At 73.7% G+C, this 26478-nt stretch carries 1 protein-coding gene; it reads right to left on the reverse strand.

Annotated features, from left to right (window positions below; genetic code table 11):
- Positions 1-26439 (reverse strand): hypothetical protein, encoded by a 26439-nt coding sequence (locus tag CLV43_RS38980; RefSeq protein WP_146175089.1) that lies wholly within the window; start codon positions 26437-26439, stop codon positions 1-3.
- Positions 26440-26478: the final 39 nt, after the last annotated feature.

The raw sequence follows: 26478 nt of genomic DNA on the forward strand, positions 1-26478 counted from the left end.
TCACACCCGGAACAGGTCGCCCGTGATGGCCCTGGTCCGCCCGTGGTGGTCCTTCACCACCGGCGGCACCGGGGGCGCGACCGGCACCGCGGGAGACGCGACGAAGGCAACCTGCGGCGGAACCGCCGCGGGAGCCGCAACCACCGGGACCACAGGCGCCGGAACCACAGGCGCCGGGGCCGCTGCCGCCGGAACCGCCGCTAGCGGGACCGCTGCCGCTGGCGATGCCAGCGCGGTGAGCAGGGCGGTGCGGTCGACCTCCTTGGTCCGCTCCGGCCACGCGGTCCGGTCCGACTCGACCACCGTGATGCCGTGCGCGGCGGCGAAGGCGTCGATCCGCGCCCGCACGGCCGGGTCGAGCCCCGTGCGGGGCACCGACACCTCCGCCACGTCGCGGCCGAACACCACACCGCCGTAGACGTGCGTCTCCAGCAGCAGGTTCGTCTGCGGGACCATCCCCGGCAGCCCCATGGCGTTCTGCACGATGCCGTTGACGTAGTCCGTGCGCCCCTGCTCGAACATGTCGTGCATCAGGTCCACGACGTTGCCGCGCTCGGGCCCCTTGGCGCCGAAGGTGTAGTAGGACCGCTGCCGCACCCGCGGGTCGAGCAGCAGGTGGGTCTCGCCGTAGTAGTCGCTGCCCTCGAAGCCCTTCGTCCGGTCGTAGTTCACGTTGACCGCGCCGAACACCGCCGCCTCGTGCGGGCCGAAACCGCGCCTGCCGGACTCGATGTCGTCCTTCTCCCGGCGCCACCGCGTGTAGTTGTCGCCACGCGCGGCGTTGACCTCGTTGGACAGCGTCCAGAAGGCGAAGTCCGGGTCCTCGGCGAGCAGCCCCTCCAGGTAGCGGACCTGCCTCGGCATCCTGGCCGCGTCCAGCTCGGCGGCCGCCAGCATCGTCTTGGCGCGCTGGTGCTGGGACTGGAGCTCCCGGAACTCCTGGCTGCGGTCGAACGGGTTCTCCGTCCTGCCCCGCGTCTCCAGCTCGCCCAGCAGCCGCTGGACCTCGGCGCGGCGCGCGTTGACGTCGGCCTGCTTGGTCCGCAGCATCCCCAGCGTCGACGAGTCGACGACCCGCAGGCCGATCTCCGCGGCCGTCAGGTAGTGCGCGTCCGCCTGCGCCAGCGCGGCGGCGCCCTGGTCGGTGCCGAAGACGGTCCCGCCCTTGAGCGAGATCGTGATCGGCGCGGTGGCGAACCAGGTCTCGGCCTCCGCGAGCACCCGCTCGGCGGCGGCGGCGTCGGGCACCCCGAGCTTCTCGACGAGGTTCTGCCGCACCGACTCCCGGCGGGCCGCCGCCGCCGGGTCGACCCGACCGCCCTCGACCCGGTTGGTCCGGATGTCGCGCAGGTGCTCGTACTGGCGCTGGGTCAACGACCCCGCGTGGTCCGAGCCCGGCAGCGGCACCGACGTGGTGGCCGTGGACGGGGTCAGCCCGGTGCGGCCGGTGGCCAGGTCGGCGGCCGTGAACGGCAGCGGCCCCGGCGCGTCCGGGTGCCCGACCACCGGCGCGGCGACGGACGTCGGGGGCACCCAGGCGGCCTGCGGCGCCGACACCGGTGCCAGCGCCGCCCGCAGGCTGTCCAGGTGGTCGGACGCGGACTTGGTGAGGACCAGGTCCTTGTTGTTCCACTCGGGCGCGCCCGGCTTGTCCCGCTTGAAGGCGTCGAAGACGCGCTGCGAGGTGGTCTTGCGCAGCTCGACCGCGCGCCGGTAGTAGCCGGGGGCGATCTCGCCCGGCAGGTCGGCCAGGACGAAGTTGCCGTTCGCGTCCGCGTCGCGGTCCAGCTCGCCCTCGTGGATCTCGGACAGCGTGTAGGACAGCATCTCGGCCTCGTAGCGCCTGCGCAGCAGGTCGAACGTCGTCCGCGGGTCCAGCCCGGCCCGCTCGGCGATCGCCTCGACCCTGGCCGCCACGGCGGGCAGCTCGACGTCCCCGCGCATGAACGAGGTCAGCGGGTCGTCGGAGACCAGCGCGCTCGCGAGCCGCACCGCCTCCGGGGACATCGACGAGGACGCCTCGCCGTCCCAGCGGAGCCGGTCGGCCTGCGACTCGATGACCTTCCGGGCGAACACCGGCTTGAGCAGCGGGTCGTTGAACGCCTCGGACATGTCCCTGGCCACGTTGTCCACGACGGAGGCCAACGCGATGGCGTCGTTCCTCGTCGCGGCCTCCGGCCCCTGCGCGGTCACCTCGGTGATCATGGGCAGGACCCGGACGAGGCCCGGCAGCGAACGCGGCGTCGGGCGGCCGAGGACCTCCAGCACCCGCCGCACGTGCTCGTGCGTGCTCTGGCCCTGGCGGATCCTGGCCTCGGGGTCGGTCATCGCCAGGTCGACCAGCGGCATCCGGCGGGCCCAGTCGAGGACGTCGGCCGGACGGCCGGGCGTCGCGGCGGGCTGTGCCGGGGCGGCGGACGCCGTCGCCACGGCGGGCTGCGGGGTACCCGCGGCCGCCTGCTGCTCGGCGAGCACCTCGGCGGCCTCCCGGACCGCGTCCGCCTGCCGCTGGGCGTGCTCGACGACGGTGGCGCGGTCCTCGATCGCCGTCTGGAACTCCTCCGCCAGCTTCAGCCGGCGCTGGTCGTCCTGGCTGGTGAACAGCGCCTCCGCGCGGTGGTCGACCTCGCGGTCGGCCCGCACGGTCGCCTGGCGCGCCCGCGCCTCCGCCCGCCGTGCGTCGGCCAGCAGCGCCTCCGCGTCCGCGACCGACGTGACGGCCGGGGCGTTCGGCGGTGCGACGTCCGACTCGAAGGCGGTCGGCGGCAGCAGGTTCGGCGAGGCCAGCGCGTGAGACCTGGTCTCGATCAGCCAGAGGTTGCGCGGCTTGATCTCCATGGTCGGCGAGTCGATCCCCGCGGTCATCGGGCCGTTGTCGGCGACGACCCGGCCCTTGCCGTCCTGGTGCTGGAAGACCGGCTTGGCGTGGCCGGGCTCCACGTACTCGTCCTGGAGCCCGAGGAAGTGCCCGACCTCGTGCGCGAGCCGCCGCGAGTCGGTGTCGACCGGCCAGCTGAGCTGGTTCGCCCGACCGTTCGCCCCGGTGACCGCGATGTGGCCGTGCGCCTCGGCCGGGTTGTCGGTGAACTCCACCGTGACGTGCAGCTGCTCGCCGCTGGGCAGGCGGTGGCCCCGGTTGAACAGCGCCTCCACCCCCTCCAGCGTGCGGGCCTTCAGCGCGTCCACGTCGGGACCGGTCGCGTCCAGGTGCACCTTGACGGTGTAGTCCTGCACCTTGACGCCGTCGACGTCGAGCGTGCGCTTGTCGTAGGCGATCGGACCGCGCCACGCCTTGAGGTCCACGCTGCCGGGGGCGACGGTGCTGGTGGTCAGCACTCCCCCGTCCTCGGACCGCACGGTGCTGATCGGCGCGGTGGCTCGGGCCGCCCGGATGTCCTGCGAGGACACCGGGTTGCTCGGCCGCGACCACTCCGCGCTGGACGCGTCGCTGTGCCGCCACGACTCGTCCGACAGGATCGGATGCGGAGCCTGCGGAGCCTCCGACGTGATCACCGTGTCGGTCACCTTCACCGACTTCGGCGCCTCCGGCGGCAGGAAACCCTCGGGGCGCTTGAGGTCCCAGTCGACGGTCACGTCGGCACCGTCGGGACGGCCGCCCTCGGCGATCGTCACGTCGAGGACGCCGTCGAGCCTGGCGTCCAGCGCGGCCTTGACCTCCGGGGCGTTCACGCCCGAGACCTCGACCACCGGCGGCAGGAAGCCGCGGTCGGCGCGCTTGGCGACCGACTCGACCAGGTCCGCGGCCAGCACGTCGACCTCGGCGGACTGCGCGTCGGTCAACGACGTGCTGCCCGGCTCGAAGGCGAACGACCGCTCCGGCGCGGGACCCCGTGGCACCGCGGGTCGCGGCGCGGCGGGCGCCGACTCCGCGTCCGCGGTGACCGCCGTGCCGGGCACGGGCGGCGCGGCGGGCGGGAGCGGAACCGACCGGGTGGGCGCGGGCGGAGGCGGAACGGGACGGGTCGGGGCGGGCGGGGGCGGGACGGGCCTGGTGGGCGCGGGCGGGGCCGCGTTCACCGAGTTGTAGGTCGCGATCCCGTGGTCGACGGCGGTCTTCGCCCGCCACCACGCCTGCTGGCTGGTGTCGACGGCGGTCCGCGCCTGTTCGAGATCGGCCTCGGCGGCGGCCATCTCGTCCACCACCGCCTGGTGCCGGGCCGCCGCGGCCTCGTGGCGCTCGACGGCGGCTTCCCGCGCCTCGGCCAGCCGGGCGGCGTTGCGCCGGGCGGTCTCCAGGTCGGTGTCCGCCTTCGCCGCGGCGGCCTCGGCCGCGGCCAGCCTGGCCTCGGCGTCGGCGTGCGCGGTCGTCGCCTCGGCGAGGCGGTCGGCGGCGGTGCGGCGCCCGGCCTCCGTGGCCGTCTGGTCAGCGTCGGCCGCCTGCGCGTCCCGCTGCCGCTGCTCGACCGCGGCCGCCAGGTCGCCGACCTCGGCGCGCACGGCCGCCTCGGTGTCGACGGCGGTGTCGCGCAGGCCGGTCAGGGTGGTGACCCTGGTGTCGGCGGTGGTCGCGACCCTCGTCGCGACGGCCAGCTCGCCCTGGCGGACCGCGGCGGCCTTGGCCAGCCCCGCCGCCACCGGCGCGAGCCGGTTGAGCGTCACCTCGGTGGCGTGCCGGACGGTGTCGGAGTCGACCTCCGCGTCGCGCCAGGCCTTGGCCGCGTCCTTCACCTGCGTCTGCGCGGTGTCGAGGGTGGCGGGCAGCGCCGTGCCGAGCGCCGTCTCGGCCTCGGCCACCGGCATCCGGACCTGCGCCGAGCCGGGCGCGTCCAGCCTGACCACCGAGGTCCGGCCGCCGCCGAGGTCGGCGACGACCCGGTACTCGACGTCGTAGGACACCAGGCCCGACCGGCCGACCGGCTTGAGGTTGTTGACCTTGTTGTTCGTCGCGCCGCCGGAGGTCGCGGCGCTGTCCTCGGCGGCGTGCCGGAGCTCGACGCCGCCGGTGGAGAAGCCGACGTCGGGCTTCTTGGAGGACACGCCACCGCTGGCCGCGCCGAGGGAGGCGTCGCCGGTCTCGGTGCGCTTGGACTCGCTGGACGTGGTGGTGACGGTGGTCTTCGGGTTCTCCAGGTTGACCCCGTCGCTCAAGCCCTCGAGCCGCGGGTTGACCAGCTTCGCGTACACCTTCACGTTCGCGTGCTGGCTCACCGTCAGCGCGGCCTCGTGCAGACCGGGAACGTCCAGCGCGCCCTTGAGCATGCCGGGCAGGTTGGGCTGCAACGACTCCGAGCTCAACCCCGACTGCAGGGCGTTCATCGACCCGGTGCCCTTGCCCGTGATGCCCTGGTTCGCACCGGCCGTGGTCAGCGCGAGCACCGCGGCCTGCCGCAGCTGCGCGGCACCCCGGAAGCTCTCGACCGACGCGGTGGGCGGCAGGTCCACGCGGCCGTTCCGCTGCCAGGCCTCCGCGGTCGCCGGCGTAGCGCCGTCGTCCACCGCGGGTGCCGGTGCGAACGCCGTCGGCGCCGCCGCGGTACCCGTGGCGACCTTGTGGTTGTCGGCGAGCAGCCGCACGTCCACGTCCTGCGCCGGGCCGCTGGTGACGGCGCCGACGACCCTGTTCCCCTTCTCCACCACCAGCTCGAACACGACCGGGACGCTGTACTTCACGGCGGGACCGCTGCCCGCGCGCAGGTGGCCGACCTGCTCGGTGGTCGAGGTCGTCGTGGAGTGCGACTCCGCCTGGCCGACGGAGGTGCTGGCGACGACACCGGCGGACCCGGAGATGTTCGGGTTGCCGGTCGCGGGCAGACCGGTGCCGGGGACCTTGAGGCCGAGACCCCAGGCCGTGCCCCTGCCCTCACCGCGGCTGATCTTGCCGGTGCCCGAGGTGGTGTGCTCCATGTCGACGCCGTCGTTGACGACGCCGGTGAACTTCGGCGCGCCCGCGACCGTGGCCCGCAGGGTCACCTGGTAGGTGTCCTTGCCGAACACACCGGGGTCGTGCACCAGCAGCGGCACGCCGCCGTCGAGCGCGCTGTCCATGAGCGCCTTGACGCCGGCGTTCGACGTGAGGTCGGTGAGGCGCTGGAGGTTGTTCATCGAGTCGTTGAGCACCGACGTGGGCATGAGGTCCGTCCCCAGCCCGCCGAGCTCGGTCCGCAGTCGCGGCACCAGGTCCGACAGGTCCGGGGCGTTCTCCACCAGGCCGAGGCCCAGCGAGCCCGAGTCGTCCTGGGTCAGCGTCGCGGGCGGGGCCATCGTGCCCATCGCGGGCGTGACGTGCTTGTCCGCCAGCGGGGGCAGCGCGCCGATGCCACGGGCGACGTCCTCGGTCACCCGGACGAACACGCCGCCCGGCAGCGTGACGGTCTTGCCCGCCACCACGGGCGTGCCCTTGTAGAGCGTGTTGCCCGAACGGCTCTCCGCGACGATCGTGGCCTGGGCGTCGTACCGCACGAGCACGGTGCGGCCGCCCGCCGGGGTGACCCGGTTGCGGTCGACGCTGCCGCCGATCTCGGTGCCCTCGGTCGTGGACTTCGACCACGGCGTCCACTTCGCCGTGGCGCCGATCGCGCCCGACCCGGTGGCGTCCTTGTCGGTGGGCTTCATCGGCGTGTTCAGACCGGCGGTGACGTCCACCGACCGCGAGCCGGTGACGCTCTCCCCCGCCTTGAACCCGCCGGTGCTGCCGTTCTCGGTGGCCGTGTCGTCGGAGATGGACACCAGCGTCGGCGTGGTCAGCGAGATCGACATGCCGAGCGCGCCGGTCCGGTCGGTGACCCGGCGGCCGTACCTCAGGCCGCCCTCGGTCATGCCCTTGTCGACCAGGGTGCGCAGGTTGGCCTTGATGCTCTCCGGGGCGAACAGCTTGTCCACCCGGTTGCGCGAGTCGGTGCCCGCCAGGCCGAGCGATGTGTCGCCGTGCGCCGCGTCGTCCAGCGCGGCGATGGCCGCGTCGCGCAGCGCCTCGGCGCCGGTGAACGCCTCGACGTGCAGCCACGGGTCGACGGCGGGCTTCGGCGTGGTGAGCAGCCCCTGGATGGAGGGCGGGCTCACCGCGTCGGCGGTGGTCGTGGCGCCCGGCAGGAACGGTGTCGGGTCGGCCGTCATGGCCGAGCTGTCGGACACCCACAGGTTCACCTTGCCGTTGATCTCCGGCAGGATCGTCGTGTTCGCGGGCGCGGGCGCCGTCGCGTCCTCCGTCCTCGCGACCGTGCGGACCTCGGGCACCTGGAGGAACGGCGAGCCGGGCGTGACCCGCTTGACCCACGACCTGTTGCGGGTGAAGGTCTCGATCTTCACCTCGAAGGCCACGTCGTGCTCGAACAGCTGGGCGTTCGGGCTGCCCACGTTCAGCGCGGTGCTGCTGACGGTGGGCCCGGCGGCGGTCTTGGTCGACGTCGAGCTGGTGTACCTCGCGCCCAGCGTCGGGGTCGGGGTGGCCTTCGTGCCCCCGGACGTGCTGGGGATGACGACCTTGCCCTCGACGCCCGCGTTCCAGCCCTTCTGGGTGGTCGTCGCGCTGTCCAGCTTGGGCGCGGTGGAGGACGCGCCGCGCACGTTGCGGGCGTCGGCCTGGCCCTGGTGCACCGGGTTGGTCACCTTGGCCGTGACGGTGATGTTGACGTACTCGTTGGTCGCCAGGCCCTGCTTCTTGAGCTGGATCTGCACACCGGCGCCCAGCAGGCTGTCCATCTGGGACTTGAGCGCGGTCGGCGACAGCTCCGTCGCGAGCTTGCGCTGGTTGGCCATCCGGTCGGCCAGGTCCGCGGCGTTGCGGCCGATGCCCTGGGCGTCGCTGGTGGGGTCGGCGAAGGTCGGCAGGAAGCCCGCGAAGCCCGGCAGGCCGCGCAGGGCGTCCTCGACCTGGCCCTGCACCCGGTTGGCGGGCTCGAACGCGCCGACCTTGACGTTGCCCGCGGCCGCCGCCGAGGCGAGGTACGGCGGGACGAAGCGCGGGGCGAGCGTCGGGGTGGCCAGGGTGGTCCTGGTGCCGGGCGGCACCGGCAGGCCCGCGCTCGCGGCCTCGGGCAGACCGACCCGCAGGTAGCCGGTGGCGGGCACGGTGATCGTCGTCCCGTGCGGGGTCTCGATCTCCAGGTTCATCGTGACCTTGTAGAGGCCCGTGTCGCCCTTGACCTGGATGCCCGCCTTGGACGTGGTGCTGGTGCCGGACGCGGAGGACTCGGCCGTCCTGGCGGAGTAGCCCGCGACGACACCGGCGGTGCCGCCGACCTCGTTGGGCGTGACCGCGCCGCCGCCGACGCCCACGTTGACGTCGAAGCCGCTCTTCGTGGTCGACGACAGGCCGGTGGTGGTGGCGGTGGACTCGTGCAGGCGCAGGACCGTGGACGCGTTGGTGCTGACCAGCTCCGCGGTGACCGGCGTGGCCTTCATCCGGACCACGCCCGCGCGGCTGCCGTGCGGGCTGAGCAGGTCCGGCGACACGACCCAGCCGTGGAGCGCCGCGCCGAGGTTGTCGCGCACGGTGGTGGGGTCGAGGAACGTCCGCAGGGCCTCCCGGCCGGGCGCGCCCAGCTTGGTGATGGAGGTGTGCAGATCACTGGCGACCGCGGCGAACGCCGCGTCGGTGTCGATGTCGACGACCGCTTCCGGGGCGGGGTGCTCCAGCGCGGCGCCCCACCCGTCCGGCGGCGTCTTCTCGGTCAGGCCGGGGTGCGGCACGCCTGCCTGCTGGAAGTCCTCCGCGATGTGCAGCGTGACGTCCACGGCGCCGTCGTCGTCGGTGCGGACCGCGGTCGGTGCGCCGACCACGTGGCCGCGGGCGTCGGTGAGCGTGACGGTGTAGGTCACCGGGACGACGGCCTCGACCGAGCCCTCGCCGGAGCGGATGGCCCGCTGGTCGGTGGTCGACGTGCCGGAGTTGGCCGACACCGCGGGCCTGGCCAGCGGTGCCTTGACCGACGCCGAGCCGTAGGCGCCGACGCCCGCGGAGATCACGCCGCCGAGGCCGACGTCGCCCGAGGTGGCGATGGTGGTCGTGCCCGAGGTGGCGTTGCCGCTCTGCGCGGTCATGTCGACCTTGGTCTTGGGCGACGTCGTGCTGACGGCGGCGTCCCCGTCCACCGGGGTGGTCATGGTGGCCTTGACGGTCGCCTCGAACCAGTCGCCGCCGACCTTGACCTGGAACTTGCGCCCCGTGTCCAGGAACGACTCGAAGTTCTGCGCCAGCGCGGTCCCGATCTTGTCGAGGCCGACCGGGGTGACCCCGGCGCGGGCGGGCAGCAGGTCGTTCACCGCGGCGGTGACCTTGGCGCCGCCGTTGACGTCGGTCGCCGCGACCGTGCCGAGCGCCTTGCTCTCCTGGAAGAACGCCGGGAGGGTCCGGTTGGGCAGCACGTCCGCGGGCGCGGGGGTCACGTCCGCCAACTGGTGGCCGTTCGCGTTCGGGTCCGCCGCCGGGGCGGGCGTCGACCGGAACAAGTTGCGGAACACCTCGCGCATCGGCGCGGACGGCGGGAGCGCCGAGGACTCGAAGACCGCGGGCGGCGCGGCGTGCGGTGACGCCAGCGCGTTGGCGCGGTTCTCGATCAGCCACAGGTTGCGCGGCTTGATCTCGACGGTCGGCGAGTCGATCCCGGCGGTCATCGGACCGTTGTCCGCCACCACGCGGCCCTTGCCGGGCTGGTGCTGGAAGACCGGCTTGGCCGCGCTCCGCTCGAAGTACTCGTCCTGCAGCCCCAGGAAGTGCCCGACCTCGTGCGCGAGGCGCCGCGAGTCGGTGTCGACCGGCCAGGTGAGCTGGTTCGCCCGACCGCCCTCGGCCTTGAGGGTGATGTGGCCGTGGGCGTCGGCGGGGTTGTCGGTGAACTCGACCGTGACGTGCAGCTGGTCACCGCCGGGCAGCCGGTGGCCCTGGTTGAACATGGCCTCGACGCCCTCGGCCGTGCGCGCCTTGACCGCGTCGACCTCGGCGGCCGAGGCGGTGCCCGCGGGGTCGAGGAACACCTTGACGGTGTAGTCCTGCACGCCCTTGCCGTCGACGTCGAGAGTGCGCTTGTCGTAGGCGATCGGGCCGCGCCACGCCTTCAGGTCCACGCTGCCGGGGCTGACCGTGCTGCTGGTCAGCACTCCACCGTCCTCCGACCGGACCGTGCTGACCGGGGCGCCCTCGCGGGCGGCCCGGATGTCCTGCGAGGACACCGGGTTGCTCGGCCGCGACCACTCCGCGCTCGGCACGTCGCTGTGCCGCCACGACTCGTCCGACAGGATCGGATGCGGAGCCTGCGGAGCCTCCGACGTGATCACCGTGTCGGTCACCTTCACCGACTTCGGCGCCTCCGGCGGCACGAAACCCTCAGGACGCTTGAGCTCCCAGTCGACCTTCACGTCGGCACCGTCGGGACGGCCGCCCTCGGCGATGCCGACCTCGACCGAACCACCCAGCTCAGCCGTGAGGACGTCCTTGACGGCCTGGGCGTTCGCGCCCGAGACCTCGACCACGGGCGGGAGGTAGCCGAGGCGGGCGCGCGTGGCGACAGCCTCGTTCAGCTCGCCGACCAGGGAGTCCACCGCGGCGGAGTGCTCGGCGCCCAGCGCGGTGCTGCCCGGCGCGAAGGCGAACGACCGCTCCGGTGCCGGTCCCCGGCGGACGGGGGCGTCGGACGGGGGTGCCGTCCACGGCGACGGCGTGCCCGCGGAGGGTGCCGGGGCATTGGGCGGCTCGACGGTCGGGTCGGCGGAGCCGCCGGGCTTCCAGCCCGCCACGAGGCCGTCGAGGAACGCGAACCGCTGCGGCGCCTGCGCCCGCAACCGGTCGGGGTCGAGGAAGTAGACCATCGCGGCCTCGGACAGGTCCTCGTCCGGGTTGGTCGCGCCGTAGTTGGTGATGGGCGGCTCGGCGGCGAAGTTGGGCTTGCCGTCGGGCGCCCAGGCGCCGACCTCGGCGCTGAACGCGGGCAGGTCCGCGGCGAGGGCCTTGGCGATGCGCTTGGCCCTCACCTCGGCCAGCTCGACGCCCTGCCGCTGGAAGACGTTCGGGTTCCGGGCCTCCAGGTCGGCGATGGCGGCGGCGTGCTTGGGCGCCGTCTCGGCGAAGCTCGCGGTGCCCAGGAGGTGCGACTTGATGGACTCCTTGAAGTCCTCGGCCGCGTCCTTGGTGTTCTTGTACGGCGGCTCGGCGCCGTCGGCGAGCACCGGCTTGCCCTCGGCGTCCCAGGTGCCGAACTTCGTCGTGTACTCCGGGAGAGCGTACTTGAGCAGGCCGTGCGCCAGCTCGTGGGTCGCCGTGGCCTCGACCTCCTTGGCACCGCCGCCGAAGGCGTTGCCGACCATGGCCATCGGGTAGATGTTGAACGTGTTGTGCGAGGCGATGTACTCGCCGGTGGCCAGCAGGAACGGCGACGTGCCCTTGATGGCGCGGCTGACCGCGCCGACGTTGGTCAGCTCCTGCGGGTGGCCCGCGCGGGTCGAGCCCTCCCGCGCCGCGCCGAGGATCGGCTCGTAGTGGGTGAGGGCGTCCTGGAGCCCCTTGAGCTCCTTGGGGTCCCACTTGCGGGCGGCGACCTTGTCCAGGTTGGCCTGGGTGGCACCGGGGTGGCTCTCCTTGACGGCGGTGGCGCTCGCGGTGGAGTCGACCTCGATGCCGTACTTCCCGGTGATGTCCGCCATCACCTGGCGGGCCTCGGTCGTCACCACCTCCGGGTCGGCGTCCTTGGGGACGGCGACCTGCTCGGTGGCGGGCGCGCTGGGCGGCTGCGGGTAGGAGTCGACGTCCGCGCGGGCGGGCGCGTTCGGCTGGGTCACCTCGTGGCCGGTGATGCGCGCGTAGTGCTCGGCCACGGTGGCCGGGTCGGCGAACATCGCGGCCAGGTCGCGCATCTTCTGCGCCACCTCGTGGTTCCCGGAGTACTCGAAGTGCCGCTTGTCGCCGGTCAGCCCGATGCCGTCGGGCCCCTTGTGGAACCGGTCGGTGAAGGCGTTCGGGCCGTTCCTGGTGACGCCCTCCCGGTCGACGTAGGTGCTGTCGGGCGTGTAGGACGAGAAGTCCGCCTGGTAGTACTGGTGGAACTCGTCGAACAGCTTCCCCGGGTTGTCCGGGTTGGTGTTGTCGATCTTGCCCGCGAGGTCGTGGATAAACGTGAACGCCTCGTCCGCGGTGATCTTGTTGCGCAGGTAGAAGCCGAACGGGTCGGAGTCCACGATCGCCCTGGCGGCGGCGAACTCCTTGGCTCCCGCGTCCGGGTTCCGCTGGTCGCCCCACAGGCCGCGGTAGCGGTCCATCATCTCGACGGCGAGCTTGTGCTCGGGCTCGCGGTCGTGCCTGCCCTGGCCGTCGCCGAACTGGTTCTTGGCGTTGTTCTTCTCGATGTCGTGGAACAGGATCGCCTTGGCCAGCGCGTCGACCGGGATGAGCCGGGTGTCCGCGTTCTCGTTGGCGGTGAGCTTGAAGTACTGCCCCAGCACCATCTGCGAGTGCTCGTAGAAGGTGAACGGGGTGGTCGCGCCGGGCGCGCGGCCGGGCTTGAGCTGCGGAGCGGTGGCGACCTCGTCGAACTTCGGGTTCAGCTCGGCGAACCGGGTGATCAGCTGGTCGACGACGGCGTGCGGGTCCCGGTCGGGCGAGTTGATGCTCTCGCTGAGCTCGGCACCCGCCACCTGCTGGTCGGCGAAGACCTGGCCGCGCTCGGCGTTCCACTGGTGGTAGGAGTTGAGGAACGGGTCGGCGCCCTCGGTCCTGGTGTTGAAGTCCATCGCGACGCGGTCGGAGTCGGCGGAGATGAGCGCGCCGATCTCCGCCTGCGTGGCGATCTCCGGCACCTTGGCCATGAGCGCGTCGACGTCGGCCGGGTCGACCCGCTGGAACGTGAACCTGGCCAGTTCCATGTCCGCGCGGGCGTGGGCGTTGCCCGCCACCTTGTCGGCCATGGTGTCGCGGAAGGACTGGTCGGCCAGCGCCAGCGCCGGGTTCTCGCGCAGCGCGGTCCTGATGTCGTCGGACAGCTTGGGCAGCACCCCGTTGGACACCACCGCCTTCAGGGCGTCGGGGCTGGTGTTGACTAGGTCCTGGGAGGTGAAGGCGTCCAGCGCGCCGGTGACGACGGGGGCGAGGACCTTGTTCGCCGCCACGTCCGACAGCAGGGCGCGGTCGATGGCGGGCGGTGGTGACGTCACGAACGGCGTGGGTGTGCGGGTGGCCAGGTTCGCGGTCACCCGGTCGGCGAACGCGATGGCACGGGGACCGCTGAGCCAGCCGCCCTTCTTGCCGCCCTTGTCCTTCCCGTCCAGCTCAGGGGCGAGGTTGCGGAGCTCCGCCTCGACGGCCGCCTTCATGTCGGCCTTCAGGCCGTCGGCGATCCGCTCGCGGCTGGCGACGTCGAGCAGGGCGAGGCTCGGGTGCGCCTTGACCTTGTCGGCGAAGTTGTCCGCGATCTCGGTGGAGACCTCGTCGGTGAAGCCCCGCACGGGTCCGGACTTCGGCTTGAACCCGTCGCGGACCAGCTTCTCCAGGTCCTGCTTCGACGCGACCGGCCCCTTGATCTGCTTGATCGCGGCGTCGATGGCCTTCGCCGCGTCCTTCGCGGCGCCAGGGATGGCCTGGTTGTGCAGGGCGTCCTGGAGGGCGGCGGCGTCGACGGGCGGCGGGGTGCTGATGCCCGCGAGGTGGACGTCCAGAGCGGCGGGGGCGGTGGACAGGACCTCGTTCGTGATCCTCTCGACGTTGACCGCCGCGGGCCCGACCTCGTTGAGGAACTGGTTGAGGCGCTGGACGCGGGCGTCGAAACCGAGGTCCTTCGGCCCGGTGGCCTGCGTGCCGGGGCGGGGGTTGGGGAGGGACTCGTGGTCGGGCTCGATCCGCGCGTCCTCGACGCGGTTCGCGGGGTCCTGCTTGAGCTGCTGCCAGGTGACGTCGTGCTCGCGCAGCCGGGTGGCGATGTCGTGCAGCCCGTGCGCGTCGTTGCGGAAGCCGTCGAACTTCCACGTGCCGTCGGCCTGCTTCTCCCAGGTGAACCAGGGGTCGTACGCCTTGCCCGCGGCGTCGCTGCGGAAGTCCGGGCTCAGGCCGATCTTGCCGTTCATCTCGGTGAGGGGCGTGACGCGGCCAGCCTGGTCCTGGTGGGCGAACCCGGCCGTCGGGTTGGCCGGGTAGCTGGTCAGCGAGCCGGGCTCGGCGCTCTTGACCAGCTCGGTGAGGTGGTCGCCGCCGATGCCGAACTGGTTGGGCTCACCGCGCTGGTCGACGTTCGCGGTCGCTCCGGGGACGCCCTCGATCTTCGACTCGGTGGTGATCTTGTTGAACGTGTCCAGCGGGACCAGGAACGACCGGAGCACGGGACGCTTGATGTCCGCGTTCGGCTTGTTCTTGTCGAGCGGCTTGCCGCCGTCGGTGTGCTCGTACTTCGTCAGCCACTGCAACGCCCGCTGCGGACGTCCCGCGCCCGCCCACAGCGGACCGTCGCCCTTGCCGGTGGAGAAGGTCAGGTCGCCGGTGGCGGGGTCCTGCTGGATGTCCTTGTACTGCGACGTCGGCTTGCCGGTGGCGTCCGGGGTGATCGTCTGGGGGTTGACGATCGCCGTGTAGATCCGGACGTGGTGGCGGCCCGCGATCGTCTCGATCTCGAACTCGCCGCGGTTGACCGTCTTGAGCACGCCGTCGTGCCTGATCGTGGTCGGGCCGGGGTAGGACACACCTGGCCGTCCGATGTGGACGTTCTCCTTGGTCGCGTGGTAGCGCGCGCCGTCGCCGGGGACGCCGTTCTCGACCACGTGCACCGGGACACCGGTGACGGGTCCGTGCGAGGTGAACTTGCCGTCCGCGCCCAGCACGTGTACCCGCACGTCGGCGGCCGCGGCCACCTCGGCGAGCGTCGCTGACGACGTCGCCGCGGCGTTGACCTTGTCCACCGTCGCCCGCTGCTTGTCCGGGGAGTCCGGGTTCAGCGTGGCCGCGATCGAGTTGACCAGGCTGGTGTGCGTGTCGACGGCCGGGACGGCGTCGGCGTAGGCGCCCTGCACGTCGAGCGCCGTCTGCTGGTCGGAGGTGACCGGCGGCTGCGTGGCGGGCGGCGGCGCGTTGGGCGGCGACAAGGGCGACACCGGCGCCGACGGCGGCGCGGCGTTGGGCGAGGCCAGCGCGTCGGCGCGGGTCTCGATCAGCCAGAGGTTGCGCGGCTTGAGCTCCATGGTCGGCGAGTCGATGCCCGCGGTCATGGGGCCGTTGTCAGCGACGACGCGGCCCTTGCCGTCCTGGTGCTGGAAGATCGGCTTGGCGGTGCCGGTCTCGTGGTACTCGTCCTGCAGACCAAGGAAGTGACCGACCTCGTGCGCGAGCCGCCGCGAGTCGGTGTCCACGGGCCAGTTGAGCTGGTTGGCCCGGCCGTCGGGCTCGGTGATGGCGATGTGGCCGTGGGCGTCCGCGGGGTTGGCCGTGAACTCGACCGTGACGTGCAGCTGGTCACCGCTGGGCAGCCGGTGGCCCTGGTTGAACATGCCCTCGACGCCCTCGACCGTGCGCGCCTTGACCGCGTCCACCTGGGCGGGCGTCGCCTTGGTCGACGGGTCCAGGAACACCTTGACGGTGTAGTCCTGCACCTTGACGCCGTCGACGTCGAGCGTGCGCTTGTCGTAGGCGATCGGACCGCGCCAGGCCTTCAGGTCCACCTTGCCGGGGGCGACCGTGCTGGTGCTCAGCAGGCCGCCGTCCTCGGACCGCACGGTGCTGACCGGTGCGGTATCGCGGGCGGCGCGGATGTCCTGCGAGGACACCGGGTTGTTCGGTCGCGACCACTCCGCGCTGGGCGCGTCGCTGTGCCGCCACGACTGGTCGGACAGGATCGGGTGCGGGGCCTGGGGACCACTCGCGGTGATGACCGTGTCGGTGACCTTGACCGACTTCGGCGCCTCCGGCGGCACGTAGCCCTCGGGGCGCTTGAGCTCCCAGTCGACGTTCACGTCGGCACCGTCGGGGCGGCCGCCCTCGGCGATCTTCACGTCGACCGCACCGTCGAGCTTGGCGTCCAGCGCGGCCTTGACCTCCGGGGCGTTCACGCCCGAGACCTCGACCACCGGCGGCAGGAAGCCGCGGTCGGCTCGCTTGCCGACGGACTCGCTCAGCTCGGCGGCGAGCGCGTCGACCTCGGCGGACTGCGGACCGGTCAGCGACGTGCTGCCCGGTTCGAAGGCGAACGACCGCTCCGGCGAAGGGCCGCGCGGGGCGGGTGCCGGAGCCGTGGACGGCGACGGGGTCGTGGTGGACGCGGGCGGCACGTCACCCGACGGCGGCGCGGGCGGCGCCGTCGAGGAGGTGGCCACCGGTGGCGTCGCGACGGCGGGCGCGGGCGGGGCGTTGAAGGCGTCGACCTGCTGGTCGACGGCGGTCTTCGCGTTCCACCACGCCTGCTGCCGGGCGTCGGCGGCGTTCCTGGCCTGCTCCAGGTCCTGCTCGGCACGGGTGATCTCGTCGGCGATGGCCCGCTGGTCGTCGACCGCCGTGTCGAGGTCGGTGTTGGCCTGGTCGAGCAGGCCCTGCAGCCGCTGGGCCTCGTTGCGCGCGGCGTCCAGCCTGCCGTTGCTGGCGTCGAGCTCGCGCTGCGCGGTGTCGAGGTCCGCCACGGCCTTGGCGTGGTCGGTGTCGGCCTTCGCGACGGCGTCGGCCGCGGCGTTCACCTCGGCGACGGCGAGGCCCTGGTCGATCATGGCCTGGTCCAGCTTGCCCTGCGCCTCGGTCAACCGGGTGTCGAGGCCGTCGAGCCGTCCCTGCTCGGTGGTCAGGTCGCTCTTGGCGTCCGCGAGGTCGTCGGCCAGCTTCGGGCCGACGACGTCGGGCTGGGCGGTCTGCCCCTCCACCGGGGCGGGCGGCGGGGTCGCCCGGTGCACGTCGAGCGCGGCCTGGGCGGCGTCGACCTTGGCGTTCGCCGCGTCCACCTTGGCACGCGCGTCGTCGACCTCGGCGGTGAGGTCGTTCACCGCGGTGGTGTTCGTGGCCACGGCCTGGTCCGCGGCGGCCTTGGCGTCGGCGGCGAGGTCCGCGCGGACGGCCGCGTCGTTCTGCGCCTTGACCTGGTTGTCGATCTCGGTGTTGGCGTCCGCGACGCCCCGCGCCGCGGTGTCCACGTCGTTCCGCAGGCCGGGGAGCGTGTCGGTGACGGCGGTGACGTTGTCGTCGGCCGTGGTGACGTCGCCCTGCCGGTCGGCGACGGCGGTGTTGGCCGCCGCCAGGTCGGGAGCGAGCCGGTTGATCGTGTCGTCGGTGGTGTGCCGGACGGTGTCGGAGGCGACCTCCGCGTCGCGCCAGGCCTTGGCCGCGTCCTTGACGCCGGTCTGCGCGGCGCCCAGCTCGGGCGTCAGCGGCTTGCCGAGCGCGGTCTCCACCTCGGGCGCGGGCATGCGCACCTGGGCGGCGCCGGGCACCTCGAGGTCGACCACGCCGACCCGGCCGCCGCCGAGATCGGCGACCACCCGGTACTCGACGTCGTAGGTGACCAGGCCGGAGCGGCCCTGCGGCTTGAGGTTGTCGACCTTGTTGTTCGTCGCGCCACCGGAGGTGGCCGCGCTGTCCTCGCTGGCGTGCTTGCCCTCGATGCCGCCGGTGGAGAAGCCGACGTCGGGGTTCTTCGACGTCACGCCACCGGTGGCCGCGCCGATCGAGAAGTCGCCGGTCTCGGTGTGCTTGGACTCGCTGGACGTGGTGGTGACGGTGGTCTTGGGGTTCTCCAGGTTCACGCCGTCGCTCAGGCCTTCGAGCCTGGGGTTGACCAGCTTCGCGTACACCTTCACGTTCGCGTGCTGGCTCACCGTCAGCGCGGCCTCGTGCAGACCGGGAACGTCCAGCGCGCCCTTGAGCATGCCGGGCAGGTTGGGCTGCAACGACTCCGAGCTCAACCCCGACTGCAGGGCGTTCATCGACCCGGTGCCCTTGCCCGTGATGCCCTGGTTGGCGCCCGCGGCGGCCAGCGCGGCGACCGCGGCGTCCTGCAACGCCTGCGCGCCGCGCAGGTTCTCCACCGACGCGGTCGGCGGCAGCACGGCGGGCGCGGCCGTCGGGTTGGCCGGGCTGGGGTTGGCCTGCCAGAAGTTCGCGGCGGCCGGGTTGCCCTGCGTGGGCAGGCGCGGGGAGGCGGTCGGGGCGAACGCCGTGGTGTTCGCGGGCGTGGCACCCGCGATCTTCTGGTTGTCCGCCAGCACCCGCACGGACATGTCCTGCGGCGGGCCGCTGGTGGCCCGGCCGACGACCTGGTCGCCCTTCTCCACCACCAGCTCGAAGGTGACCGGCACGTTGTACTTCACGGCGGGGCCGCTGCCCGCGTGCAGGTGGCCGACCTGCTCGGTGGTCGAGTCGGTGGTCGAGTTCGAGTGCGCCTGGCCGATGTTCGCGGCGACGGCGGCACCCGCGGAACCGGAGATGTTCGGGTTGCCGGTCGCGGGCAGACCGGTGCCGGGGACCTTGACCCCGACGCCCCAGGCGGTGCCCTTGCCCTGGCCCTGGGAGATCTTGGCGGTGCCCGTGGTCGTGTGCTCCATGTCGACGCCGTCGTTGACGACGCCGTCGAACTTGGGCGTGCCCAGGGTGGCCTTGAGGGTCACCTGGTAGGTGTCCTTGCCGAACACACCGGGGTCGTGCACCAGCAGCGGCACACCACCGTCGAGCGCGCTGTCCACCAACGCCTTGACGCTGGCCTCCGACGTGAGGTCGGTCAGGCGCTGGAGGTTGTTCATCGAGTCCTTGAGGACCGACGGCGGCATCAGGTCGGCGCCCAGGGCACCGAGGTTGGTCCGCAGCTCGGGCACCAGGCCCGAGAGGTTCGGCACCTTCTCGACCAGGCCGAGGCCCAGCGCGCCGGGCTCACCGGGCTTGAGCGTCGAGGGCGGGTTCATGGCGCCCATCGGGGGCGTGGTGTGGGCGGGCAGCGGGGGCAGCAGGCCCATGCCGCGCGCGGTGTCCTCGCTGACCCGGACGAACACACCGCCCGGCAGCGTGACGACGGAGGCGGCGCTGCGTGGCGTGCCGCCGTAGAGGGTGTTGCCCGAGCGGCTCTCCCCCACCACGGTGATGTCGGCGTCGAGCTGCACGAGCACGGTGCGGCCACCAGCCGGGGTGACCCGGTTGCGGTCGACGCTGCCGCCGATCTCGTTCGCCTCGGTCGAGGACTTCGACCACGGCGTCCACTTCGCGCTGGCGCCGATCGCGCCCGACCCGGTGGCGCCGCTGGAGGGCTTCATGGGCGTGTTGATGCCCACCGTGAGGTCCACGGACTGGGCGCCGGTCTTGCTGTCGCCCGCCTTGAAGCCGCCGGTGCTGGCGTTCTCCGTGGCGGTGTCGTCCGAGATGGACACCAGCTTCGGGCTGTTCAGCGCCACCGACATGCCGACGGCACCGGTGCGGTCGGTCACGCGGCGGCCGTACTTCATGCCGCCCTCGGTCACGCCCTTGTCGACCAGGGTGCGCAGGTTGGCCTTGATGCTCTCCGGGCTGAACAGCTTGTCGATCCGGTTGCGGGCGTCGGTGCCCGGCACGCTCAGCGCCGAGTCGCCGTTGGCCGCCCGGTTGAGCGCCGCGATGGCCTCGGCCCGCACGGCCTCGGTGTTGGCGACCGCCTCGACGTGCAGCCACGGCTCGACCGCGGGCTTCGGCGAGGTGAGCATCGTGCTGATGGTGGTGTTCGGCGCCACGGCCACGGTGGCCGCGCCCGGCGCGAACACGGTCGGGTCGGACTTCATCGCCGAGCTGTCGGACACCCAGAGGTTGACCTTGCCGCTGATCTCCGGCAACCGCACCGCGGCCGCGGGGGCGGGCTGCGCGGTGGTGCCGGTCTTCGCGACGGTCGCGGGCTCGGGGACCTTGAGGAACGGCGAGCCCGGCGTGACCCGCTTGACCCACGACCGGTTCTGGGTGAACGTCGTGACCTCGATGTCGAACGCGACGTCGTGCTGGAACAGCTGGGAGTTCGGGCTGCCCACGTTCAGCGCGGTGCTGTTGACCGTCGGTCCCGCGGCGTTCTTGGTCGAGGTCGAGCTGTTGTACTTCGCGCCCGCGGTGGGCGCCGGGCTGGCGCTGGTGTTCCCGGTGGTCGACGGGATGACCACCTTGCCCTCGACGCCCGCGCTCCAGCCCTTCTGCGTGGTGGTGGAGCTGTCGAGCTTGGGGCCGGTGGACGCGGCGCCGCGGACGTTGCGGGCGTCGGCCTGGCCGAGGTGGACCGGGTTGGTGACCCTGGCCTTCACCGTGATGTTGACGTACTCGTTGGTCGCCAGGCCCTGCTTCTTCAGCTGGATCTGCACACCGGGCCCGAGCAGGCTGTCCATCTGGGACTTCAGCGCGGTCGGCGACAGCTCCGTCGTCAGCTTGCGCTGGTTGGCCATCTGGTCGGCCAGGTCGGAGGCGTTCTTGCCGATGTCGCGCGGGTTGCTGTTCGGGTCGGCGAAGCTGGGCAGGAAGTTGCCGAAGCCCGGCAGGCCGCGCAGCGCGGTCTCCACCTGGCCCTGCACCTGGTTGGCTGGCGCGAACTCGCCCACCTTGACGTTGCCCGCCGCGGCGGCCGCGGCCAGGTACGGCGGGGCGAAGCGCGGTGTGGGCGTCGGGGTGGCCAGGTTCGGCGAGGTGCCGGCCGGCACCTGCAGGCCCGCGCTGCTCGCCTCGGGCATGCCCAGGCGCATGTAGCTGGTGGCGGGCACGGTGATCGTCGCCCCGTGCGGGGTCTGGATCTCCAGGTTCATCGTGACCTTGTAGAGACCGGTGTCGCCCTTGATCTGGACACCGGTCTTCACCGACGAGCTGGTGCCCGCGTTCGACGACTCCGTCGTCTTGGCCGAGTACCCCGCGGTGACACCCGCGGTGCCGCCCGTCTGGTTGGGCGCGACCGCGCCGCCGCCGACACCGACGTTGAAGTCGAACCCGCTCTTGGTGGACGCGCCGACACCGGTGTTCGTCGCGGTCGACTCGTGCAGGCGCAGCACCGTGGACGGGTTGGTGCCGACCAGCTCGGCGCTGACCGGCGTCGCCTTCATCCGCACCACACCCGCGCGGCTGCCGTGCGGGCTGACCAGGTCCGGCGACACGACCCAGCCGTTGAGGGCGGGGCCGAGGTTGTCGCGGATGGTGGTGGGGTCGAGGAAGTTCTGCAGGGCGGTGCGACCGGGCGCGCCGAGCCGGGTGATGGACGGGTGCAGCTGCGCCGAGATGGAGGCGAACGCCGCGTTGGTGTCGAGGTCGACCACGGCCTCGGGAGCCGGGTGCTCCAGTGCCGCACCCCAGCCGTTGGCCGGGACGACCGGGGCCGGGGCCACGGCGGGGGGCGTGATGTTGGAGAGGTCGTCGGGGATGTGCAGCGTCACGTCCACGTCGGCACCGGGCGCCGAGGTGACCGTGACGGGAGCGCCGACCGGCCGGTTCTGCGCGTCGGTCAGCGACACGGTGTAGGTCACCGGGACGACGGCGTCCACCGAGCCCTCACCGGAGCGGATGGCCCGCTGGTCGGTGGTCGACGTGCCGGTGTTCGCGGTCTCGACCGGACGGCCGAGCGGGACGCTGACCGCGGCCGACCCGTACGGGCCGACACCCGCGGAGATCACGCCGCCGACGCCGACCGTGGCCGACGTGCCGACCGTGCCCGCGTGAGCGGTCGCGTTGCCGCTGTTCACGGTCATGTCGACCTTGGTCTTCGGGTCCGGCGTCGTGACCGCGGCGTTCGGGTCGACCGGCGGGTCCAGGGTCGCCTTGACCGTGGCCTCGTACCAGTTGTTGCCGACCTTGATCGGGAACTTGCGGCCGTTGTCGAGGAACGACTCGAAGTTCTGGTTGAGCGCGGTCTCGATGTTGTCCACACCGACCGGCGTCACCCCCGCGCGCGGCGGCAGCAGCCCGTTCACCGCCGCCGTCACCTGCGCCCCGCCGTTGACGTCCGAGGTCGCGATCGTGCCGAGGGCCTGGTTCTGCTGGAAGAACGCCGGGAGGTTGGCGCGCGACGGCAGCACCGGCGCCGGGCCGGGCGGCGGGACCGGGCCGGGTGCCGGGGTGGTCGTGGTCGCGTTCGGCGTCGTGTTCGGGTTCGGGTTCGGGTTCGCCGCGGGGTTCGTCGTCGCGTTGGGGTTCGGGTTGGCGTTCGGGGTCGCCGTGGGGTTGGTGGTGGTGTTCGGGGTCGGCGTCACCACCAGCATCGGGATGACCTGCGGGTTCGCGCCGGCCGCCGGGTTCGGCGCGGCGTGCGACCCCAGGAGGTTCTGGAGGAACTTCGGCGCGTTCGGCGGGGTCGCCGCGTTCGGGTCCGAGGTGCGGTGGTGCGCGGTGTCGTCGACCGCGGTCGACGGGCCGCTCAGCTTCGGCGCCGGGGCGGGCTGGGCGCCGGGGTTCGGGGACGCGGTGTTGGGGGACGCGGTGTTGGGGTTGGGCTGGGTGCCGACCGGTGGGGTGTTCGGGGACGGCTGGGTGGTGGCGGCCGCCGGGGCGTTGACCGGTGGGTTGACCGGGGTGTTGGTGGGGACGTTGGTCGCCGGGGCGGGCTGGGCGCCGACGGGGGTGGCCGGGGCCGGGGCGGGCTTCGGCGACTGGGTGTCGGGGGCGTTGGTCGCCGCGGCGGGCGCGGGCTGGGTGGCGGGCGCCGGGTTCGCGGGTGCGGGGTTGGCCGGGGCGGGGTTGGCCGGGGCCGGGGCGGGTGCTGCCGCGGGCTGGGTGCTGACCGGCGCGGCGGGTGCGGGAGCCGGGTTGGCGGGTGCCGGGGCCGGAGCTGCCGGAGGTGGCGTGGCCGCCGCGGGTGCCGGCTTCGGGGCCTGCGACTCGACCGTCGCGGCGGGCTGCGGGTTCACCGGGGCCGGGGAAGGCTGGGTGGTGACCGGAGCAGGAGCCGCCTTCGGCGCTGGGGCGTCGACGGGGGCGGGCTGGGTGTTGACCGACGCCGGGGGTGCCGCTGGTTTCGGCGACTGCGTCTCGACGGACGGCGAGGGGCTGTTGACCGCGGGTGCGGGCGACGGCGACGCGACGGCCGGAGCAGCCTTCGGCGCCGGGGTGTCGACCGGGGCGGGCGCCGCTTGGGCGCTGACCGGTGCCGGGGACGCGGGCGAGGGCGTGCTGACGGCCGGGGCGGGCTGGGCGCTGACCGGCGGGATGATCGGCTTCGGCGCGGCCGACGGCTGAGCAGCGGCCTGCGCGGCAGGCGACTGGGCGGCAGGCGCCGGGGACGGGGCGGCCTTAGGCGACTCGACGGACGGCGCCGGGGCGTTGGCCGTCGGAGCGGGCGATGGCTGGGCGCTGACCGGCGACGGTGCACTGGGCTGCGGGCCCACCGCACCACCCAAGCCACCCGGCTTCGGCGCGGCCGCAGGCTGAGCACCCGCAGGCTGGGCACCGGGCTGCGCGGCGGGGTTCTGCGCGGCCGGAGCGGGTGCGTTGGTCGCCGGGGCGGCCGACGGCTGGACGTTCACCGGAGGCGTCACACCGGGCTGCGGACCGACCGCACCACCGAGGCCACCCGGCTTCGGAGTAGCAGCGGGCTGAGCACCCGCCTGCGCGGCAGGGTTCTGCGCTGCGGGAGCCTGGGCAGCAGGAGTCTGGGCAGCCGGGGTCTGGGCGGCAGGCGCGTTGGTCGCCGGGGTGGGCGACGGTTGGGCGCTGACCGGCGGAGCCGCGGCTGGCTGCGGACCCACCGCACCACCAAGACCACCCGGCTTCGGCGCGGCAGCAGGCTGAGCACCCGCAGGCTGCGCACCAGCGGGCTGGGCACCGGGAGGCTGGGCGGCAGGCGACGAGCCGGGTGCGGTGGTCGTGGGAGTACCCGTCGGCTGGGCGCCGACCGGCGACGGTGCGCTGGGCTGCGGGCCCACCGCACCGCCGAGGCCGCCCGGCTTCGGGGCGGCCGGCTGAGCGCCGGGCTGGGCGGACGGAGACTGCGAGCCGGGTGCGGTGCCCGCCGGAGGTGCCGAGGGCTGGGAACTGGTCGATGGCGTCGCACCGGGCTGCGGACCCACCGCACCGCCGAGACCACCGGGCTTCGGCGTGGCGGCGGGCTGGTTGCCCGTAGGCGCGGTGGAGCCAGGGGTCGGGGTGGGCTGGGATCCGGCCGGGGTCTGGACGCCGGGGGCGGACACCGGTGGCGTGGCGCCGGGCTGGGGGCCGAAGGAGCCGCCGAGGCCGCCGGGCTTCGGGGCGGTCGGGGTCGGGGCGGCCGGGGCCGCGGACGAGACGGGTGGCGTGGTGCCGGGCCTGCCCGGCTGCGAGCCGGGGACGCCGGGCTTGTCGACCGGGGCCTTGGAGACGGTGCCGTCACCGGTGGGGCTGGTGGCGAGGTCGAACGCGCCCTTGGACGCGCCGGGCGTGCTGAACTTGCTGCTGCGGTCGATCGACTGGCCACCGGGCGCGGCCGCGCCGCCACCGGGGGCCATCGGGGCACCGCCGGGCTGGGCGCCCGACTGGGCACCGGTGGTGGGGGCGGCGGATCCGGGCGTGGTCACGTCGGGACGCGGGCCCGCCTGCGTTCCGGGGGCCGCCGGGGGCGCGCCGACCGGGGACGACGTGCTCGGCGGGGCTCCCACGGAGGCCGGGGGCGTGGCGGTGGGCGGGGTGAAGCCGGCCGGTCCGCCGGTCTTCGGCGCGGTCGGCGTCTGGACGCCACCCGCCGAGGCGGAGACCGGTGGCGTGGGAGTGGGCCGGGGACCGGGCACGCTGCCCGGCGTGCCGACGGGCGCCTTGGAGATGGTGCCGTCACCGGTCGGGCTCTTGGGCATGTCGAACGCACCCTTGGCCGCGCCGCCGGGCGCGCCGAACTTGCTGCTCCGGTCCGTCAACTGGCCACCGGCACCGGCCGCGCCGCCACCGGGGGCCATCGGGGCACCGCCGGGCTGGCCGCCCGCGTTCGGGGAGGCCGATCCGGGGGACGTCAGGCCGGGCGGCGACTGCACGCCCGCCGAGGCGGTCGGCACGGACGGCATGGTCGGCTTCGGTCCGGTCGGCGAGGACGCGCCGCCGAGCCCGGAGGAGACCGGTGGCGTCGTGCTCGGCTTCGGCATCGACGCGCCGCCCGGAGCGGCGGAGGTGGGCACGCTCGGGTTGGCGACGGGCGCCTTGGAGATGCTGCCGTTGCCCGTGGGGGCCTTGGGGGCCTCGAACGCGCCCTTCGACGCGCCGGGGGTGGTGAACTTGCTGCTCCGGTCGGCCGACTGGCCACCGGGCGACGCGCCGCCGCCGGGGGCCATCGGTCCGCCGCCTGCCTGGCCGGTCTGGCCGGGGTTCAGCGCGCTGGAGATGTTCTTCGGGCCCGCGCCGGTGCCGCCGGTCGGCAGGGTGGCGCTGCCGCCCTTGCCGCCGGGGACGGTGGGCGAGGTGCCGACCGGTCCCCCACCGGGAACGGCCGACTTGCCGCCGCCACCACCGGGCGTGGAGGTCGCGCCGGGGATGTTCGGGATGCCGCCGGGCTTGCCGCCCGCGACGGCCCCGCCGCCCTTGCCGCCGGGCGCGCTGTTCGCCCCACCGGGGATCGTCGGCGTCGCACCGACGCCCTTGCCGCCGAGACCGCCCGCCTTGCTGCCGGGGGTGGTGTTGGCGCCACCGGGGATCGTGGGCGTCGCACCGATCCCCTTGCCGCCCAGGCCGCCCGCCTTGCTGCCGGGCGTGGTGTTGGCACCGCCGGGGATCGTCGGCGCAGCGCCGATGTTCCCGCCGCCGAGACCGCCCGCCTTGCCACCCGGCACGGTGTTCGCGCCACCGGGGATCGTCGGCGCGGCACCGACGTTCCCGCCGCCGAGACCACCGGCCTTGCCACCGGGGGTCGTGACCCCGCCGCCGGGGATCGTGGGCGCCTTGCCGACGTTCGCACCACCGGGGCCGCCGGCGTTGGTGCGCGCACCGGTGTTCGCGCCCGCGCCGGGCACGTTCGGCCCGGTCGACACCGCGGGGCCGCCCGCCGTGCGGGAGGGCGCGGGTGCCGACGCCGAGGCGCCCGGCACGTTCGGCTTCTGCGAGACCGGCGGTCCACCCGCCGTCTTGGTGGGCGGCGGTGCCGAGGCGGCCGCACCGGGGACGTTGGGCTTCTGCGAGACCTGCGCCCCGCCCTGCTTGGGCGGCGGGGCGATGGAGTTGGCCGCCCCCGGCACGTTCTTGAAGCTGTTGTTCGGGTCGATCCCGCGGAAGGCGGAGGCGTTGTTCGTGTCGGTGGAGACGGTCACCTGCTGGGTGGCCTTCAACCCCTGCTGGACGTCGCCGAACGCCTTGGAGCCGCGCTCGGCCTGCGCCACCGCGTGGTCGTTGGAGTTGTTCAGCGCGGGCACCGCGAACAGCCCGATCGGGCCGAGCGCGGTCGGGCCGAGGTTGAGCCCGCGCAGCCCGCTGGAGATGCTGCTCAGCCGGGCCTGCATGTCGCCCGCCTTGCCCTGCAGGCCCGACATCGTCGACTCGCTCTGGGAGAAACCGGAGTTCCCCGTCGGTCCGGACCCGAACCCCGTGGGCGGAGCCGGTGGCGGCGGCGCGGGGTTCGTGTTGACCGACGGGTTGGCGTTCGGGTTGACGTTGGGACTACCCGAGTTGACAGCCATGACCGGTTCTCTCCAAGTGGTGCGCTGAGCGGCGGACTG

It is taken from the genome of Umezawaea tangerina, assembly GCF_003002815.1.
Classification (GTDB): Bacteria; Actinomycetota; Actinomycetes; order Mycobacteriales; family Pseudonocardiaceae; genus Umezawaea; species Umezawaea tangerina.